Consider the following 16267-nt stretch of genomic DNA (forward strand, 5'->3'; position numbering starts at 1 on the left):
CGGGCGCCAGGAAATTGGCGTCTATGAATGTCAACAAACCGGTGGCGGTGAGGCTCGCGGGAGCATAGCGTCGATACGTGGAGGTAGGCCGAGCGATGCTCCTTGCCCTGGCGTTCGTCGCTGTCGCGAGTCTTCCGGTCGCCTTTGCGCTGGTGTTCTGCGCCGACGAGATTATCGACCGGGTCGCCTGCGGCTATGCCGAGTGGCGCGAACGACGCCGGGAACGCCGCACCATCGCCCAGCTGGACCGAGCCGTCGACGCCGAGGGGCTGACCCGAGGCATCGACCTCACCGAGTTCGACCGGGAGGACCGCCGGTCCCTCCAGCAGATCGCCGCCGACCTGCACCGGTTCGCCGGGCACCGGGTCAACCCGGGCGGCCGGGCGGTGATCTGGCACGCCGCCGTCGTCGACGCGTACGACGAGCACCTGAGGGCCGCCTGCCGCTGCCTGGGGCTCCCCGAGCACCTGGGCGAGCTGGAGGGCGTCGACCGGCAGATCGAGCGGGTCCGGGTCGAGGGGATGCTGCACGCGGCCGGTCTCACCCTGCCCGCCGCGCGGCCCCGACACCGCCAGCGGCACCGCTGACCCCCGCCGAGCCCCCGTTGACCGGCACCGTCGTGCCCGCCGCCGGGATGCGGCTCTTCGTCGCGGTCTTCCCGCCACCCGAGGCCGTCGCCGACCTGAGCGCCGAGGTGGCCCGGCTCCGGGTCGGCCGCGCGGCGGCGGCCGGCACCAACGTCAGGCTCGCCGACCCGGCGCGGGCGCACCTCACCGTCGCCTTCCTCGGCCAGGTCGACGCGAGCCGTCTCGTCGACGTCGAGAGCGCCCTCGGCATCGCCGCCGAGGCATTCCGCACCCGCGACCTGCCGCCGGCCGAACGACCGGCGGGCGGCCGGACCGGGCCGGCCGTGCTGCGGCTCGGCGGCGGGCGCAGCTTCGGCCGGGGCCGGTTCACGGTCCTCTGGGTGGACGTGCGCGGCGACGTCGAGGCGTTGCGCGTCCTGGCCCGGTTGGTCCGGTCGGGGCTCCGTCGGGGCCGGCTGCCGTACGACGAGAAGCCGTTCACCCCGCACCTCACCATCGCCCGCCCCGGCGACCGGATCGACCGCGCCGACGTGGCCGCCGACCGGGAGGCCCTGCACGACTACCTGGGGCCGCCGTGGCCGGCCGCCGAGCTGGTGCTGGTCCGCAGCCACCAGGGGCCGCAGCCGGCGTACGACCGGGTGGCCGCCTGGCCGATCTGACCGGGACCGGCGAGGCCGGGTCGGGCCGGTGGGCCCGGGTCGGGCCGGTGGTGGCCCGGTCGCCCCGGCGAGGCCGGGCCGGGGCCGCGTCGGGGCCGGGTCGGGCCGCGTCGGGGCCGGTGGTGGCCCGCCATGTCGGCGACATGGGGGCTTCCCGCCTCGGGGATACCGCCATGTCGCCGACATCGCGGCGCGTGCCCGGCCGCGGCGCGACGCGCGCCTACCAGGCCCACGCCTCCGGACCGGGGCCGCCCTTGCCCACCGGCGGGAACAGCTCGTCGAGCCGGGCCAGCGCCGCCTCGTCGAGGCGGACGTCCAGCGCGCCCAGCGACCGGTCGAGCTGGTCTATGGTGCGCGGGCCGATGATCGGGGCCGTCACCCCGGGCCGGGAGAGCAGCCAGCCGAGCGCCACGTCCGCCGGGTCGTGGCCGAGGTCGGCGCAGAACTTCTCGTACGCCTCGATGGTCGGCCGGTGCTCGGCCAGGCCCTCGGCGGCGCGGCCTGCGGCGCTGCGGGCGGCCCCGCCCTCGGCCATCTTGCGCAGCGCCCCCGACAGCAGCCCGCCGTGCAGCGGTGACCAGGGGATGATGCCGAGGCCGTAGTGCTGGGCGGCCGGGACCACCTCCAGCTCGACGGCCCGGGTCAGCAGGTTGTAGATGGACTGTTCGGAGACGAGGCCGAGGAAGTTGCGCCGCTGCGCTGCCGCCTGTGCCTGCCCGATGTGCCAACCGGCGAAGTTGGACGATCCGACGTAGACGACCTTGCCCTGGGCGACCAGGGTCTCCATCGCCTGCCAGATCTCCTCCCACGGGGTGGCCCGGGAGACGTGGTGCATCTGGTAGAGGTCGATGACGTCGGTCTGGAGCCGGCGCAGCGAGTCCTCGCAGGCCCGGATGATGTGCCGGGCGGAGAGCCCCTGCTCGTTGGGCCAGTCGCCCATCTTGCCGTAGACCTTGGTGGCCAGCACCACCTTCTCCCGCCGGCCGCCGCCCTGGGCGAACCAGCGGCCGATGATCTGCTCGGTGATGCCCTCGCCGGTCTGCCAGCCGTAGATGTTGGCGGTGTCAAAGAAGTTGATGCCGTGCTCGAGCGCCCGGTCCATGACGGCGTAGCTGTCCGGCTCGCTGGTCTGCGGACCGAAGTTCATCGTGCCGAGGCAGAGCCGGCTCACCGACAGACCGGTGCGTCCCAGATTCGTGTACTCCATATGACCCACCCTGCCACGGCGGGATGCCGACTGCCTGCCGCCGCCGGGCGGTGCGCGGGGAACGCGTGCCGCCCGGCGCGGGCGGGTGGGTCAGGAGGACTCGCGGGCCGCCGGGCCGCTGCCGAACAGCACGTCGTCCCAGCTCGGCAGGCGCTTGCGCGGCTTGCCGGACGCGTCGGTGGACTCGCCGCCGGAGGCCGCCGCGGCAGCGCCCGTGCGGCGGGGCCGGAGCACCGCCAGCGACGGCACGGCCGGGACCTCCTTGGGCGCGTCCGAGTCGTCGTCGAACGCCGAGCCCTGGCCGCCGCCGAGCAGGGCCGCCGCCCCGCCGCCGACCGGCCGCTGCCGGGGCGCGTCCGACCCGGCCAGCGCCGCCGGCGTGCGCGGCTCCAGGCCGCGACCGGACGTCGAGCCGAGCGGCCGGTCCAGGGAGGCGAGCAGGGCGTCCCGCCCGGCGCGGATCGGGTCGCGCCCCGGGCGGCTGTGGTCACCGGCCGCCGAGGGCAGCCCGTGCCCGCCCCGGCTCGGCTCGCCGCGCGAGGGGCCGGGCAGCGCGTGGCCGCCGCGCTCGGGTGCCGGCTCCTGGCCGAGGATCGGCGTGGGGCGCTCGGCGCAGAGGTATTGCGCCATGTCGTCGTGCGGGACGACGTGCTGCCGGGTCTTGTCCAGATCCCAGACCGCCTGCGCGGTGGCCTTGCCCGACGGCCAGGTGGCGATGATCCGCCAGGTGCCGTCGTCGCGGCGGTAGGCGTCCCAGGAGATCTTCTCGGTGTCGATCCCGTGCTGGGCCAGCCGGCCGTTGACGACCTCGGCCAGGGGGGTCGGCTTCTCCGCGCCCTTGAGGCGGGTGCGCCGGGCGTGCTGGGCGAGCATCGCCCGCTCCTGGAGCACCGGGCCCGCGTAGCGCAGCACGCGGTCGACCGGGACGCCCGCGATGCGGGCCACGTCCTCGGCGGACTCGCCGGAACGGATCTTGGCCTGGATGTCGCGCGGGGACAGCGATGGCAGGGGGTGGTCGGTGGTGTTCGGCACCACGGCGAGCGGGGGCGCGCCCGGCTCGGCGTGCAGGGCGCCGGCGATGCGCTCGTCGATGGGCAGGGCGAGCAGCCGCCCGACCTCGTCGGCGAGCACCAGAGCCTGGCCGTCCTCGGAGAGGGCGACGAAGCGTACTGGGCGCATGAGCGTTGCCTCCGTCCCGCTTCGCTGGCCGCACGCCACGGGTCGGCCACCCGGGCGTCCCGCACCACGGTACGCCCATCCGCAACCCGGTGGGGGATGCGACACCCGCATGTCGCGGATGAGCTGCGAAGATGATCACACTGGGTGGCCGGCGGCGGTGCGGCGGCCACCCAGTGTGACGTTGCCTCAGAGCCGCTCGACCACGTAGTCGATCGAGGCGGTCAGCGCCTCCACGTCGGACGGCTCGACGGCCGGGTAGAGCGCGATGCGCAGCTGGTTGCGGCCCAGCTTCCGGTAGGGCTCGGTGTCGACGATGCCGTTGGCCCGCAGCGCCTTGGCGATCGCCGCCGCGTCCACCCCGTCGGCGAAGTCGATGGTGGCGACCACGTTGGAGCGCAGCGCCGGGTCGGTGACGAACGGGGTCGCCACGGCGGAGCGCTCGGCCCAGCCGTACACGATGCCGGCGCTCTCGGCCGTGCGCTTGGCCGCCCAGGCCAGGCCGCCCTGCTCGTTCATCCAGTCGGTCTGCTCGGCGGCCAGGAAGATGGTGGCCAGCGCCGGGGTGTTGTAGGTCTGCTCCAGCCGCGAGTTGTCGATCGCGGTGACCAGGTCGAGGAACGCCGGGATGTAGCGGCCCGACGCCTTGATCTCGGCGGCCCGGTCCAGGGCGGCCGGCGACATCAGGGCCAGCCAGAGGCCGCCGTCGGAGGCGAAGCACTTCTGCGGGGCGAAGTAGTAGACGTCGGTCTCGGCGACGTCCACCGCCAGGCCGCCGGCCGCCGAGGTCGCGTCGACCAGCAGCAGCGAGCCCTCGTCGGCCCCGGCGACCCGGTTGATCGGCACCGCGACGCCGGTGGAGGTCTCGTTCTGCGGCAGCCCGTACGCGTCGACGCCGGCCTCGGCGACCAGCGCCGGAGCGCTGCCCGGCTCGGCCTTGCGCACGGTGGGCTCGCCGAGGAACGGGGCGTCCTTGACCGACTTGACGAACTTCGCGCCGAACTCGCCGAAGCTGGCGAACTGCGCCCGGTCGCGGATCAGGCCGAACGTCGCGACCTCCCAGAAGGCGGTGGTGCCGCCGTTGCCGAGGATCACCTCGTAGCCCTCGGGGAGGGAGTAGAACTCGGCGATGCCGCGCCGCAGCCGGGCGACCTGGTCGCGGACGGTCTTCTGCCGGTGCGAGGTGCCCAGGAAGCCCGTCGCCGCGTCGGCGAGGGCGGAGACGGCCGCCGGACGGACCTTGGACGGCCCGCAGCCGAACCGCCCGTCGGCGGGCTTGATGTCGTCGGGAATCCGGATGGTCGGTGCGTCAGCCACGGTTGTCGAGATCCTTCCGCGTGGGCGGGGCCCGGTCACAGGTGGTGGTCGGGCGCGGAGGACGGACGCGTGCGTGGGGCGCACGGGCGGCCGGATCCGAGCCCGGTGCGGCGGCACTGCCGAGCCCCCATCCTCGCACCCGGGGCGGCCCGGACACCCGAGGGTCCCGCCGCCGGAGCTGAGGCGTATGACACATCCGCCCGGTTACGTCGCCACCCCACCCCCGGTTACGCGGGGCCGGACGGACCTTCTGGTACGCGGAGGGGCCCCGCCGAACCGGCGGGGCCCCTTCCGTCGTCGCGTCGACGGGTGGATCGGACGGGCGTCGCGCACCCAGGTGGTGGGTGTTAACAGGGGGCCCCTGCTATGCAGAAAGCGTTAACAGGGTGCCCTTCCTTGCACTGATCACACGCCGTGCGGGATGGCGTCCCAGCCCTCGACCTGCTGCGGCTTGCGGCTGCCCGGCCCGACGTAGCGGGCCGACGGGCGGACCAGCCGCTGGAGCTTCTTCTGCTCCAGGATGTGCGCGCTCCAGCCGCCCATCCGGGCGCAGGTGAACATCGAGGTGAACATGTGCGCGGGCACCTCGGCGAAGTCGAGCACGACGGCCGACCAGAACTCGACGTTCGTGGCGAGCACCCGGTCGGGGCGGCGGGCCTGCAGCTCGGCCAGGGCCGCCTTCTCCAGCGCCTCGGCGATCTCGAAGCGCGGCGCGCCCAGCTCCTTGGCGGTGCGGCGCAGCACGCGGGCGCGCGGGTCCTCGGCCCGGTAGACCCGGTGGCCGAAGCCCATCAGCCGCTCGCCCCGGTCGAGGACGCCCTTGACGTACCCCTCGGCGTCGCCGCTGCGCTCGACGGCCTCCAGCATGCTGAGCACCCGCGACGGCGCGCCGCCGTGCAGGGGGCCGGAGAGCGCGCCGATGCCGGAGGAGATGCAGGCGGCGGCGTCGGCGCCGGTGGAGGCGACGATCCGGGCGGTGAAGGTGGAGGCGTTCAGGCCGTGCTCGGCGGCCGAGATGAAGTAGGCGTCGACGGCCTTCACATGGCGGGGGTCGGGCTCGCCGCGCCAGCGCTTCATGAAGCGCTCGACGATCGTCTCCGCCTTGTCGATCTCCTTCTGCGGCACGGCCGGCAGGCCCAGGCCGCGCGCGGACTGGGCGACGAAGGAGAGCGCGGTGACCGACACCCGGGCGAGGTCCTCGCGGGCCTGGGAGTCGGAGATGTCGAGGAGCTGGCTGAGCCCCCAGTACGGGGCGAGCATCGCGACGGCGGACTGCACGTCGACCCGGATGTCGCCGGAGTGCACGGGCACCGGGAACGGCTCCGCCGGCGGCAGGCCGGGGCCGAACCGGCCGTCGACCAGCAGCGCCCAGACGTTGCCGAAGGAGACCTGACCGATCAGATCCTCGATGTCCACGCCGCGGTAGCGCAGGGCACCGCCCTCGCGGTCGGGCTCGGCGATCTCGGTCTCGAAGGCTACGACGCCCTCCAGGCCCGGTTTGAAGTCGGCCATTCTTACTCCTGGATCTGCTCGATGCGCCCGCCTGGGCTCATCCGGCCCGGCCGGCCGAGCGCCTTAGGCGACCCTCAGGGACGTGTTCGTGACATCTTGCCTGGTGGGTAACCGGCTGCGCGACCCGCGACGACTGTGCTGCACGCGACATCCCCGCCGGTGGACAAAGGTGCGGGGTCGATGAGACTGGGCGGTAGGGGCTGGCCAGCGTCGCCGAGGGTGACGGGGCCACCGAAGGGGAGGGTAGCTGTGACGGGTGACACACCCGGCCCGGCCGGCATGCGTAACGAGTACGCCGCCGACCTGGGCCTTTCCGAGGCTGATCTGGCCGCCGACTGGCACGCCCAGTTCGCCCGCTGGTTCGCCGACGCGGTGGCGTCCGGCCTGCCCGAGCCGAACGCGATGGTGCTCGGCACCGCCGACGCCGCCGGCCGCCCCAGCGGGCGCACCGTCCTGCTCAAGGGGTACGACCCGCAGGGCTTCGTCCTGTTCACCAACCACGGCTCGCGCAAGGGCACCGAGGCGCTGGCCAACCCGTACGCCAGCCTGGTCTTTCCCTGGTTCCCCAGCCAGCGGCAGGTGGTGGTCGCCGGGCGGATCGAGCCCGTCGACCGGGCCGAGACCGAGGCGTACTTCGCCAGCCGGCCGCGCGGCTCGCAGCTCGGCGCGTGGGCCAGCGAGCAGTCGCGGGTGATTCCGGACCGGGCCGCGCTGGACGCCGGCTACCGGGCGGTGGCCGAGCGGTTCGCCGACGTGGACCCGGTGCCCGCGCCCCCGCACTGGGGCGGCCTGCGGGTGCGCCCCGAGACGGTGGAGTTCTGGCAGGGCCGGGCCAGCCGGCTGCACGACCGGCTGCGGTTCCGCCGCACCGCGCCCGACCCGGGGCCGGCCGACGACGGCCGGTGGGTGGTGGAGCGGCTCGCCCCGTGACCGCCGTCAAGGAGACCCGGCCGCGCGGGGCGCGTCGCTGGGCGATCGACCTGCGCCCGCTGCGGGTGCCCGTCTACCGCCGGATCTGGGTCGGCAACAGCGTCGCGATGCTCGGCTTCCAGTTCACGGCCGTGGCCGTGCCGGTGGAGATGTTCGCGCTGACCCGGGACTCGTTCTGGGTCGGGCTGCTCGGCGTGGCCGCGTTCCTGCCGCTGCTGGTCTTCGGGCTGTGGGGCGGCGCGGTCGCCGACGCCCGGGACCGGCGCGCGGTGCTGCTGGTCAGCCAGGCGGTGCTGTGGGCGTCGATGGTGGGGCTGCTGGCCCAGGCCGTGTTCCGGGTGGGCAGCCCGGTGCTGCTGCTGGTCCTGGTGGCGTTGCAGTCGGTCGGGTTCGCGGTGAGCGGGGCGGCCCGCACCGCGAGCATCCCCCGGCTCGTCCCGGCCGAGCTGGTCCCGGCCGCGAGCACCCTGAACTTCACCACCCACACCGCCGCGTCCGTGCTGGGGCCGCTGCTGGCCGGGCTGATCTTCGCGGCCTGGGAGGTCGGGGTCGCGCTGCCCATCGCGTACGGCGTGGACACGGTCTTCTTCACGGCGGCGGTCTGGGCGACGCTGCGGATGCCGGCGCTGCCGCCGGAGCCCGACCCCGACGGCGACGGCTCGCCCCGCCGGGCCGGGCTGGCCAGCGTCGTTGACGGGCTGCGCTACCTGGCCACCACGCCGGTGCTGCTGCTCTCCTTCGCCATCGACCTCATCGCGATGGTGCTGGCGATGCCCCGGGCGCTGTTCCCCGAGATCGCCGAGGAACGCTTCGGCGGCGGCGCGGCCGTCGGCTGGCTGTTCAGCGCCATCGCCATCGGGTCGATGCTCGGTGGGCTCACGTCCGGCTGGATCGGCCGGCTCCACCGGCAGGGGGTGGCGCTGGTGTGCGCCGTCGTCGGCTGGGGGCTGGCCATCGCCGCCGCCGGGCTGGCCCGCCAGCTCTGGCTGGTGGTCGGGCTGCTCGCCGTGGCCGGCGCGGCCGACCTGGTCAGCGCCGTGCTGCGGCAGACGATGCTGCTGGTGCACGCGCCGGACCGGATGCGGGGCCGGCTCCAGGGCGTCAACACGGTGGTGGTGGCGGGCGGGCCCCGCCTCGGCGACCTGCGGGCGGGCACGATGGCCGCCGGTTTCGGCACCGGCGTCGCCTGGGTCGGTGGCGGCCTCGCCGCGGCGGTGCTCGCGCTGCTGCTGGCGGCCGTCTTCCCGGCCCTGGTGCGCTACCGGGCGGCCACGTCGGGGGCGCCGTCCGAGGCGCGCGGCTGACCGTCCGGCCGCCGGTGACGGGCAGACACCGGCGGCCGGGCGGGGTGCGCGCGGTGACGGACCGCGCACCCCGTGCGCAGAGGTGACCGACTAAGGTCACCGGCATGCAGAACGCCGCACCCCGCCCGCCGTCAGGCACCCAGTGGACCATTTCCGCCGCCGGCCACGAGGCCGTGCTCGTCGAGGTCGGCGGCGGCCTGCGGACGTACCGGCACGACGGCGTCGACTACGTCGACGGGTTCGCCGCCGACGAGCTCTGCCCCGGCGGGGCCGGGCAGGTGCTGGCCCCCTGGCCGAACCGGATCCGCGACGGCCAGTACGCCTTCGGCGGCCGGGAGTTCCAGCTGACGCTGACCGAGCCGAGCCGGGGCGCGGCCCTGCACGGCCTGGTCAACTGGGTGCCGTGGCACCTCGTCGAGCAGTCCGACGACGCCGTGACCCTCGGCTACGACCTGCCCGCGCAGCCGGGCTACCCGTGGGCGCTGCGGCTGCGCAACCGATACTCGGTCGGCCCGGACGGCCTGCGCATCGACCACGAGGCCACCAACGTCAGCGGGGAGCCCTGCCCGTTCGGCTTCTCGATGCACCCCTACCTGCAACTGCCCGGGGTGGCGGTGGACGACCTCGCCCTGCGGGTGCCGGCGAAGCTGCGGGTGCAGGTGGACGGTCGGCTGCTGCCGGTCGGGGCGACCCCGGTGGCTGGCACCGAGTACGACTACACCAGCCCCCGGCGGATCGGCCACGCGGTGCTCGACACGGCGTTCGGCGACGTGGTCCGCGACGCCGACGGCGGCTCCTCGGTGACCCTGGCCGCCCCGGACGACGCGGCGGCCGTCACCGTCTGGGCGGACCGCGAGTTCGGCTGGTGGCAGGTCTTCTCCGGGGACACCCTGACCGGCGAGCGGCACCGCCGCTCGGTGGCGATCGAGCCGATGACCTGCCCGCCGGACGCGTACCGCTCGGGCAAGGACGTGATCACCCTGGAGCCGGGCGACACCTGGCGGGGCACCATGGGCATCCGGCCCGGGGCCCGGTAGCAGGGGGAGCAGGCGGCGTGGAGTTCGCCGAGGTGCTCCGGCGACGCCGGATGGTGCGCAACTACGACCCGGACCGCCCCGTCCCGCCGGAGGTGGTGCAGCGGCTGCTCGACCACGCCGTGCGGGCCCCGTCGGCCGGGTTCGCCCAGGGCTGGGGGTTCCTGGTGCTGGAGGAGCCGGCGGACCGGGAACGCTTCTGGGCGGCGACCACCCCGGACGGCGGCGGGCGCGAGCGGTGGCTGGCCGGGATGCGGCGGGCCCCGCTGATCGTCGTGCCACACGCCAACCGCTCGGCGTACCTCGACCGGTACGCCGAGCCGGACAAGGGCTGGACGGACCGCGCGCAGGAGCGCTGGCCGGTGCCGTACTGGTATGTCGACACCGGCTTCGCCGCCCTGCTGATGCTGCTCACCGCCGTGGACGAGGGGCTGGGCGCGTGTTTCTTCGGCATCCCGCCGCAGCGCACGCAGGCGTACCGGGAGGCGTTCGGGGTGCCGGCGGAGTACGACCCGGTCGGGGCGCTCACCGTCGGCTACCGGGCACCGGACCACCGGTCGCCGTCGTTGCGGCGGGGGCGTCGCCCGGTCGACGAGGTGGTCCGGCGCGGACGCTGGAGCTGACGCCGGGGGGTGTCGGCGGCCCGGCCCGGCGTCGCCGGGCGGGGTTGACCAACAGTGGTCGCGAAAGCGACATGAGGGAGTAAAACGCGGTGTGGCGGGGGCGGCTACGCTGGCACGGTCATCGGTGCCGTGCCGCGCGGTGCCACGCCGCGATCCGACCCGGCGCGGTGGGTCGGAACGGTGAGGGGGAGGGGAGCGTGCCGTCGTGATCTTCAGAGCGGTCCGGGACGGGCGTCCCTATCCGGAGCACAACCTGACGCTCAAGCAGTGGGCGGAGATCCCGCCGCGTCCGCTGCGGCTGGACCAGTTGATCACCACCAAGCGTGAGCTGGCGCTGGACAAGCTGCTCGCCGAGGACTCCACCTTCTACGGGGACCTGTTCCCGCACGTGGTGCAGTGGAACAGCGGGCTCTACCTGGAGGACGGGCTGCACCGCGCGCTGCGCGCCGCGCTCCAGCAGCGCAACCAGATCCACGCCCGGGTGCTGGTGCTGGCCGGTCAGCACGAGTGACCCGCTCCTGAGGCTTCGTTAGGGTGGCGGGATGACTCCTGTCGACCTGCTGGACCTGGACTCCCTCCTCGACGACGAGGAACGCCAGATCCGGTCCGTCGTGCGCCGGCTGGTCGACGACCGGGTCCGGCCGCACGTCGCCGACTGGTACGAGCGGGGCCACGTCCCGGCCCGCGAGCTGGCCCGGGAGTTCGGCCGGCTCGGCCTCCTCGGCATGCACCTGACGGGGTACGGCTGCGCCGGCTCCACCGCCGTCGCGTACGGGCTGGCCTGCCTGGAGCTGGAGGCCGGTGACTCCGGCGTGCGGTCCCTGGTCTCGGTGCAGGGTTCGCTGGCCATGTACGCGATCTGGCGCTACGGCAGCGAGGAGCAGAAGCAGCGCTGGCTGCCCGCCATGGCGACCGGCGAGGCGATCGGCTGCTTCGGGCTGACCGAGCCCGACCACGGCTCCGACCCGGCGTCGATGGCCACCCGGGCCCGCCGCGACGGCGACGACTGGCTGCTGCACGGCGGCAAGATGTGGATCACCAACGCGCCGGTCGCCGACGTCGCCGTGATCTGGGCCCGCGCCGAGGAGGGGGTGCGCGGGTTCGCCGTACCCCTGGACGCGCCCGGGGTGTCGGTGCGCGAGATCCGGCGCAAGATGTCGCTGCGCGCCTCCCTCACCGGCGAGATCGCGCTCGACGACGTCCGGCTCCCGGCGGACGCGCTGCTGCCCGGCGCGGCCGGGCTGAAGGCCCCGCTGAGCTGCCTCACCGAGGCCCGGCACGGCATCGTCTGGGGCGCGCTCGGTGCGGCCCGCGACTGCCTGGAGACCACCCTGGCGTACGCGGGCACGCGCACCCAGTTCGGCCGGCCGCTCGCCGGCTTCCAGCTCACCCAGGCCAAGCTCGCCGACATGGCGGTCGAATGGCAGAAGGGCTTCCTGCTGGCGCTGCACCTGGGCCGGCTCGCCGACGCCGGGAAGCTGCGCCCCGAGCAGGTCAGCGTGGGCAAGCTGAACAACGTGCGGGAGGCGCTGGCCATCGCCCGGCAGTGCCGGACGATCCTCGGCGCGAACGGCGTCTCCGGGGAATACCCGATCATGCGGCACGCCAACAACCTGGAGAGCGTGCTCACCTACGAGGGCACCTCCGAGATCCACCAGCTCGTCATCGGGCAGCGGCTGACAGGGCTCAACGCGTTCGCCTGACCTTTTCCGGCTGGCTCAGCCACGGGCGCGGGCCCACGAGAGGAAGCGCTCGGTCGGCAACGACGGCCGCGCCCTCCCGCCCGCCACCTTGCCGGTGGTTGCGGAGAGAACACGCTGCGTTGCACTATGTCTCCCTGGCGTGCGGGATGTCGCGTAATGTTGCGGGAGGGTGCGTGATGCACAAGGGTGTGCAGGTGGCGATGGTGGAGTCTGGGCACACGGCGGAGAGCCTTGCGGCCGAGATCGGCGTGGACCCGAAGACGGCGGCCCGATGGGTGAGCCAAGGACGGATTCCGCAGACCAGGCACCGTGCCAAGGTCGCGCAACTTCTCGGCAGGGACGTGCTGGAGTTGTGGCCGGACGTTCTGCGCCGGAAGGAACCGGCGTGGTTCCGCCCGTGGACCGAGATCGAACGCGAGGCCACCGGCCTGCGATGGTATGAATCCGCCGTTCTGCCAGGGCTCCTCCAGACGGAGGCATACGCTCGGGCGGTTCTCTCCAGCGGCCCACTGTGCGCCGAGGCGGACGACCACGTCGAGTCTCGTCTCCGGCGGCAGGTTGCGGTCTTCGACCGCCCTTGCCCTCCGATGGCCGTCTTCGTGATCGACCAGGCGACGCTGCTCCGCGGCCATCCCGACGTGATGGACGATCAGCTCGACCACCTCGTGGCCATGGCGCAGCGTCCCAACGTCATGGTGCATGTGCTGCCGTTGAGCGCCGGCCTGCACGCGGGGCAGGCGGGACCGTTCATCATCGCGACGACGCCCGACGGTGAGGACGTCGGTTACCTCGACGATCAGGCGGCCGGTCGTGTAACCAAAGACGTTGCTCCACTCTGGGCGGTCTGGGATACCGTCAGGTCAGTCTCGTTGCCGCGAGACCAGACCATCGATTTGCTGAGGGCGAGAGCATGGATGATCTGATCGGCGCGCGGTGGCGGAAGTCCACCCGCAGCAGCTCCAACGGCGGCGCGTGCGTCGAGGTCGCCGACAATGTTCCGGGCATCGTCGGCGTACGTGACTCTAAGGACCCGGCCGGGCCGGCGCTCACGTTCGGGCCGGTCGCGTGGCGCGCGTTCGTCGCGCACGTCCCCGAGCGGGCGTGAGTCGCCACGAGCATGACGCGCCCGTCGCGTACCCGGGGCGGGCGTTTGCCGTTGGGCTGCGGGACCTCGTCCGCCGTCACGACGCGGTGGGTTCTGCCTCGTCGTAGGCCCGGCGGGCCGCCTCGATCGCGCCCAGGTGACCGTCGGCCCAGTCGAGGAGGGCGTCGACCGGCGACCGGAGGGTCTTGCCCAGCGGCGTGATCCGGTATTCGACGGCGACCGGCCGCGACGAGAGGACGCGCCGCTCGACGATGCCGTTACGTTCGAGCCGGCGCAGGGTCGCGCTCAGCGACTTCTGGGAGACGGCCGGGATCGCCTGGCGCAGCTCGTTGAACCGCGAGGGTCGTTCGCAGAGGGTGTTGAGCACCTCCAGCGACCACTTGTCGAGGACCTGGTTCAGGAGTTCGCGGTGCGCCGGGGTGACGTCGAGGCGTTCCGCCGTGCCGGGGTCGGTATCTGCCATGACACCTAGTCTCGTTGAAGTTTCCGCTAAGCACCAGGTATCAAGGAGATACCAAGTTGGTTCGAGGAAGGAATCGCGATGGGTGTCCAGCTCTTCTCCCCCCGGGGCATGATGCAGCCCGTTCCCTACCACCACGTCGCGGTCGCGTCGGGGGCGCGCCACGTCCACGTGGCCGGCCAGGTCGGCCGCGACGAGGCGGGGCGGCCGGTCGCGTCCGGTGACCTCCGGGGGCAGGTCGCCCAGGCGCTCCGCAACACGGCCCGCGGTCTCGCCGGTGCCGGCGCGGGCTTCTCGGACGTGGTCCGCCTGACGTTCTACGTGACGAACTGGGCGCCGGAGCGGATCGGCGACTTCATGGCCGGCGTCGACGACGTCGCGGGGGAACTCGGCCTGCCGCAGCCCCTGTCTCCGGCGTCGCTCATCGGTGTCGACTGCCTCTTCGAGCCCGACGTCGAGGTCGAGGTCGAGGCGACGGCGATCCTGGACTGACTGCGCGCTGCCCTGACTGGCTCGATTCCGTTGGTGGACTCGAATCTTGGAAGATTCCGGCCCCCGGAGGGGCCGTCGGCTTCCAAGATCTCCTGGCCGGGCGGGGCGCTGCGGCGCACGGTGGGCGGTGACGGGCGCGGGCTGGGTTCACCTGCCCGGGGGCGGGGCGTCGTCGGGGAAGAAGATCTCCTCGATGGGCTGCGCGAACAGCGCCGCGAGGGCGAAGGCCAACGGCAGTGACGGGTCGTAGCGCCCCGTTTCGATCGCGTTGATGGTCTGCCGGGCGACGCCGACTCGTTCGGCGAGGTCGGCCTGCGACCAGTCGCGCTCGGCTCGTAGGACCTTGAGTCGGTTCCGCACGTCGTTACCGGAACCTGCGGGAGACGAACCCGGACGACAGGCCCCACAGCATGACCATCGCCGGCCCGATCCAGATCGCGCTGAGCCGGGGAAGCCCGGCGTTCTCCAGGAACCCGTAGCAGAAGCTGATCAGCGCGCTGGCGCCGAACGCGATCGCCAACGCCTCAAGCTGGATGCGGCGCTGCAACTCGTCGATGTCGCGCAGGTAGCGGACGAAGGCGATCACGAGCCCGACGGCCGGCAGGACCGGCAGCGGCGCGATGACGTAGCGCAGCAGGCTGTCGTCGGGCAGGGCGCGCAGGCCGATCAGGGTGCCCACCAGGACGCCGACGTAGGCCGCCATGGCGGCGGTGAGGTTGCGCGCGTAGCGCTTGATGGGGGTGCTCATGACGTGAAATATCAAGCACGCGCGACTTCATGTCAAGGGTGCTTGTCATTAAGTCGCGTGGGCTTGTCTCACACTTCGTCGTCGAGCACGGTCCCGTGGCCGGGGCGGGCGCAGCCGGGAAGGGGCGTCACCACTGGCGACGCGGGGTCGCCTTCGCGCCGGTGACCAGGGTTGCCGGCGGTACGTCGTCGGCCACGACCGCACCGGCGGCGACCACGGCGTCCCGGCCGATGCTGACGCCGGGCAGGATCGTGGCGCCCGCGCCGATCCACACGTTCTCCGCCACGTCGATGGGCGCGCCGGTGAGATGCAGCCGCCGTTCCCCGGGGTCGACGGGGTGGCCGCTGGTGATGAAGGTGACCTTCGGGCCGACCATCACCCGCTCGGCGAGCCGGATGCCGGCGTAGTCGAGGAACGTGCAGTTCTGGTTGATGAACACCCGCTCGGCGAGGTCGAGGTTGAGGCCGTGGTCCGTGTAGAAGGGCGGGTAGATCGTGACCCGCGCCGGCAGCGGCCTGCCGAGGATCTGCGCGAACAGCTCCGCCTTGCCTGCCTCGTCCTCGAAGGGCAGCACGTTCAGGCGGGAGGTCAGCTCGGTGACCCGCAGGACCCGGGCGGCCATGGCCTGGAACTCGGCGCTGTGGATCCGCATGATGTGGTCGCTGGGCACCCATGACCTCTTTCCCGGTGCGGAAACCGACTGAGAACCACCTGCCTAGCGGTCACCGTAGTGGTACCGGCAGGCGATGATCTCGACGTCGTTCTTGGTGATCCGATACACCAGCCGGTGTTCGCGATCGATCCGGCGGGACCAGTAGCCGGACAGCTCCCCCCGAAGGGGCTCCGGCTTGCCGATTCCTTCGTGTTCGTTGCGCATCACGTCGGCGATGAGGTCGTTGATCCGCTTGACCAGCTTGCGATCGGTGTGGCTGAGGTACTGGTTCCATGCTGTCGCCGTGAAGACCAGCCTCACGCGACGTCCCGCATGGTGGCTGGGTCGATCAGTTCCCGCTCGGCCGCGTCACCCGCCTCAAGCTCCGCGATCGATCGGCGCAGAGCGGCGGCGTTACTCGGGCTGCGTAGGAGGTACTCGGTTTCTTTCATCGCCTCGTACTCTGCGAGCGGCACTATGACCACCGGCTCGTGGCCCGACCGGGTCACCACGACCTCTTCCGCGTCGTTGATGACGCTGTCGAGTTCGGCGGCCAGGTTCTGCCGAAGCTGGGTGAAGTTCACAGTCCTCATGATCACCTCCGGTTAAGTACAGAAAACTGTACCTCAAGTGGGCGGCTTGCCCTGACTCGCCTCGGTGATCAAGAAGTTTGCGTCACGGTGGGGCGCCAGCCTGACGCAAACCTCTTGATCACCGGGCCGGGGCGGGGGCGGGGCGTTGGCGGGCGGGTGTCGCAT

The 16267-nt window shown here is 73.1% G+C and carries 21 protein-coding genes; 11 read left to right on the top strand and 10 right to left on the bottom strand.

The genetic code is table 11. The annotated features are described in order from the left end of the window. Nucleotides 1–77: 77 nt before the first annotated feature. Together LPA42_RS09900 and LPA42_RS09905 are read left to right on the top strand one after the other, a co-directional pair. Entirely contained in the window at nucleotides 78–587 is a 510-nt protein-coding gene (locus LPA42_RS09900; protein ID WP_077935782.1) for a hypothetical protein, read from the top strand. A gap of 47 nt (nucleotides 588–634) precedes the next feature. Further along, nucleotides 635–1246, top strand: coding sequence for a 2'-5' RNA ligase family protein (locus LPA42_RS09905; RefSeq protein ID WP_077935797.1), 612 nt, complete (start codon nucleotides 635–637; stop codon nucleotides 1244–1246). 220 nt (nucleotides 1247–1466) lie between these two features. On the opposite strand, the gene LPA42_RS09910 is transcribed toward LPA42_RS09905, so the two are convergent. The 4 genes from LPA42_RS09910 to LPA42_RS09925 form a co-directional block, all read right to left on the bottom strand. Then, nucleotides 1467–2453, bottom strand: a complete 987-nt coding sequence (locus tag LPA42_RS09910; protein WP_043961558.1) for an aldo/keto reductase — start codon at nucleotides 2451–2453, stop codon at nucleotides 1467–1469. A 90-nt stretch (nucleotides 2454–2543) separates the two neighbouring features. Then, entirely contained in the window at nucleotides 2544–3632 is a 1089-nt protein-coding gene (sepH, locus tag LPA42_RS09915; RefSeq protein WP_077935783.1) for a septation protein SepH, read from the bottom strand. 186 nt (nucleotides 3633–3818) lie between these two features. Beyond that, nucleotides 3819–4946, bottom strand: coding sequence for a phosphoserine transaminase (serC, locus tag LPA42_RS09920; RefSeq protein ID WP_043961560.1), 1128 nt, complete (start codon nucleotides 4944–4946; stop codon nucleotides 3819–3821). Nucleotides 4947–5351: 405 nt separating this feature from the next. Continuing rightward, the gene (locus LPA42_RS09925; RefSeq protein ID WP_077935784.1) at nucleotides 5352–6458 is read right to left on the bottom strand and encodes a citrate synthase 2; all 1107 of its coding nucleotides are present in this window, start codon (nucleotides 6456–6458) and stop codon (nucleotides 5352–5354) included. A gap of 279 nt (nucleotides 6459–6737) precedes the next feature. Here LPA42_RS09925 and pdxH point away from each other — a divergent pair, with 279 nt between their 5' ends. The 8 genes from pdxH (at nucleotide 6738) to LPA42_RS09965 (ending at nucleotide 13157) form a co-directional block, all read left to right on the top strand. Then, nucleotides 6738–7388: a pyridoxamine 5'-phosphate oxidase gene (gene pdxH / locus LPA42_RS09930; RefSeq protein ID WP_198956426.1), complete on the top strand. Its 651-nt coding sequence runs from the start codon at nucleotides 6738–6740 to the stop codon at nucleotides 7386–7388. After that, nucleotides 7385–8692, top strand: a complete 1308-nt coding sequence (locus LPA42_RS09935) for an MFS transporter (protein WP_077935786.1) — start codon at nucleotides 7385–7387, stop codon at nucleotides 8690–8692. The genes pdxH and LPA42_RS09935 overlap by 4 nt, the downstream gene beginning before the upstream one ends. Nucleotides 8693–8796: 104 nt before the next feature. Continuing rightward, a complete protein-coding gene (locus LPA42_RS09940; RefSeq protein WP_077935787.1) occupies nucleotides 8797–9729 on the top strand; it encodes an aldose 1-epimerase family protein in 933 nt (310 codons plus the stop codon). A gap of 17 nt (nucleotides 9730–9746) precedes the next feature. Further along, complete coding sequence (locus tag LPA42_RS09945) at nucleotides 9747–10349, top strand: nitroreductase family protein (protein ID WP_043961564.1); 603 nt, start codon at nucleotides 9747–9749, stop codon at nucleotides 10347–10349. Nucleotides 10350–10554: 205 nt separating this feature from the next. Beyond that, on the top strand, nucleotides 10555–10860 hold the full coding sequence (locus LPA42_RS09950; RefSeq protein WP_043961565.1) for a type II toxin-antitoxin system VapB family antitoxin: 306 nt from the start codon (nucleotides 10555–10557) through the stop codon (nucleotides 10858–10860). A gap of 31 nt (nucleotides 10861–10891) precedes the next feature. Further along, nucleotides 10892–12052, top strand: a complete 1161-nt coding sequence (locus LPA42_RS09955; RefSeq protein ID WP_077935788.1) for an acyl-CoA dehydrogenase family protein — start codon at nucleotides 10892–10894, stop codon at nucleotides 12050–12052. A gap of 176 nt (nucleotides 12053–12228) precedes the next feature. Next, nucleotides 12229–12975, top strand: coding sequence for a helix-turn-helix transcriptional regulator (locus LPA42_RS09960; RefSeq protein WP_077935789.1), 747 nt, complete (start codon nucleotides 12229–12231; stop codon nucleotides 12973–12975). Further along, complete coding sequence (locus tag LPA42_RS09965; protein WP_077935790.1) at nucleotides 12963–13157, top strand: DUF397 domain-containing protein; 195 nt, start codon at nucleotides 12963–12965, stop codon at nucleotides 13155–13157. The genes LPA42_RS09960 and LPA42_RS09965 overlap by 13 nt, the downstream gene beginning before the upstream one ends. 76 nt (nucleotides 13158–13233) lie before the next feature. Here LPA42_RS09965 and LPA42_RS09970 read toward each other — a convergent pair whose 3' ends face one another. Next, a complete protein-coding gene (locus LPA42_RS09970) occupies nucleotides 13234–13620 on the bottom strand; it encodes a helix-turn-helix domain-containing protein (protein ID WP_077935791.1) in 387 nt (128 codons plus the stop codon). A 78-nt stretch (nucleotides 13621–13698) separates the two neighbouring features. Here LPA42_RS09970 and LPA42_RS09975 point away from each other — a divergent pair, with 78 nt between their 5' ends. Then, nucleotides 13699–14109, top strand: a complete 411-nt coding sequence (locus LPA42_RS09975) for a RidA family protein (RefSeq protein ID WP_077935792.1) — start codon at nucleotides 13699–13701, stop codon at nucleotides 14107–14109. 147 nt (nucleotides 14110–14256) lie between these two features. Here the strand turns inward: LPA42_RS09975 and LPA42_RS09980 are convergent, their stop codons facing one another. The 5 genes from LPA42_RS09980 to LPA42_RS10000 form a co-directional block, all read right to left on the bottom strand. Then, the gene (locus tag LPA42_RS09980) at nucleotides 14257–14469 is read right to left on the bottom strand and encodes a helix-turn-helix transcriptional regulator (RefSeq protein ID WP_077935793.1); all 213 of its coding nucleotides are present in this window, start codon (nucleotides 14467–14469) and stop codon (nucleotides 14257–14259) included. A 4-nt stretch (nucleotides 14470–14473) separates the two neighbouring features. Beyond that, nucleotides 14474–14857: a hypothetical protein gene (locus LPA42_RS09985; protein WP_077935794.1), complete on the bottom strand. Its 384-nt coding sequence runs from the start codon at nucleotides 14855–14857 to the stop codon at nucleotides 14474–14476. Nucleotides 14858–14984: 127 nt separating this feature from the next. Beyond that, on the bottom strand, nucleotides 14985–15527 hold the full coding sequence (locus tag LPA42_RS09990) for a DapH/DapD/GlmU-related protein (RefSeq protein WP_198956425.1): 543 nt from the start codon (nucleotides 15525–15527) through the stop codon (nucleotides 14985–14987). A 45-nt stretch (nucleotides 15528–15572) separates the two neighbouring features. Further along, nucleotides 15573–15830 carry a Txe/YoeB family addiction module toxin gene (locus tag LPA42_RS09995; RefSeq protein WP_077935795.1) on the bottom strand — a complete coding sequence of 86 codons (258 nt, stop codon included), beginning with the start codon at nucleotides 15828–15830 and terminating at the stop codon, nucleotides 15573–15575. After that, nucleotides 15827–16102: a type II toxin-antitoxin system Phd/YefM family antitoxin gene (locus LPA42_RS10000; protein WP_077935799.1), complete on the bottom strand. Its 276-nt coding sequence runs from the start codon at nucleotides 16100–16102 to the stop codon at nucleotides 15827–15829. Before LPA42_RS10000 ends, LPA42_RS09995 begins: the two co-directional genes overlap by 4 nt. Nucleotides 16103–16267: the final 165 nt, after the last annotated feature.

It is taken from the genome of Micromonospora sp. DH13 (genome assembly GCF_020873825.1).
GTDB lineage: Bacteria > Actinomycetota > Actinomycetes > Mycobacteriales > Micromonosporaceae > Micromonospora > Micromonospora haikouensis.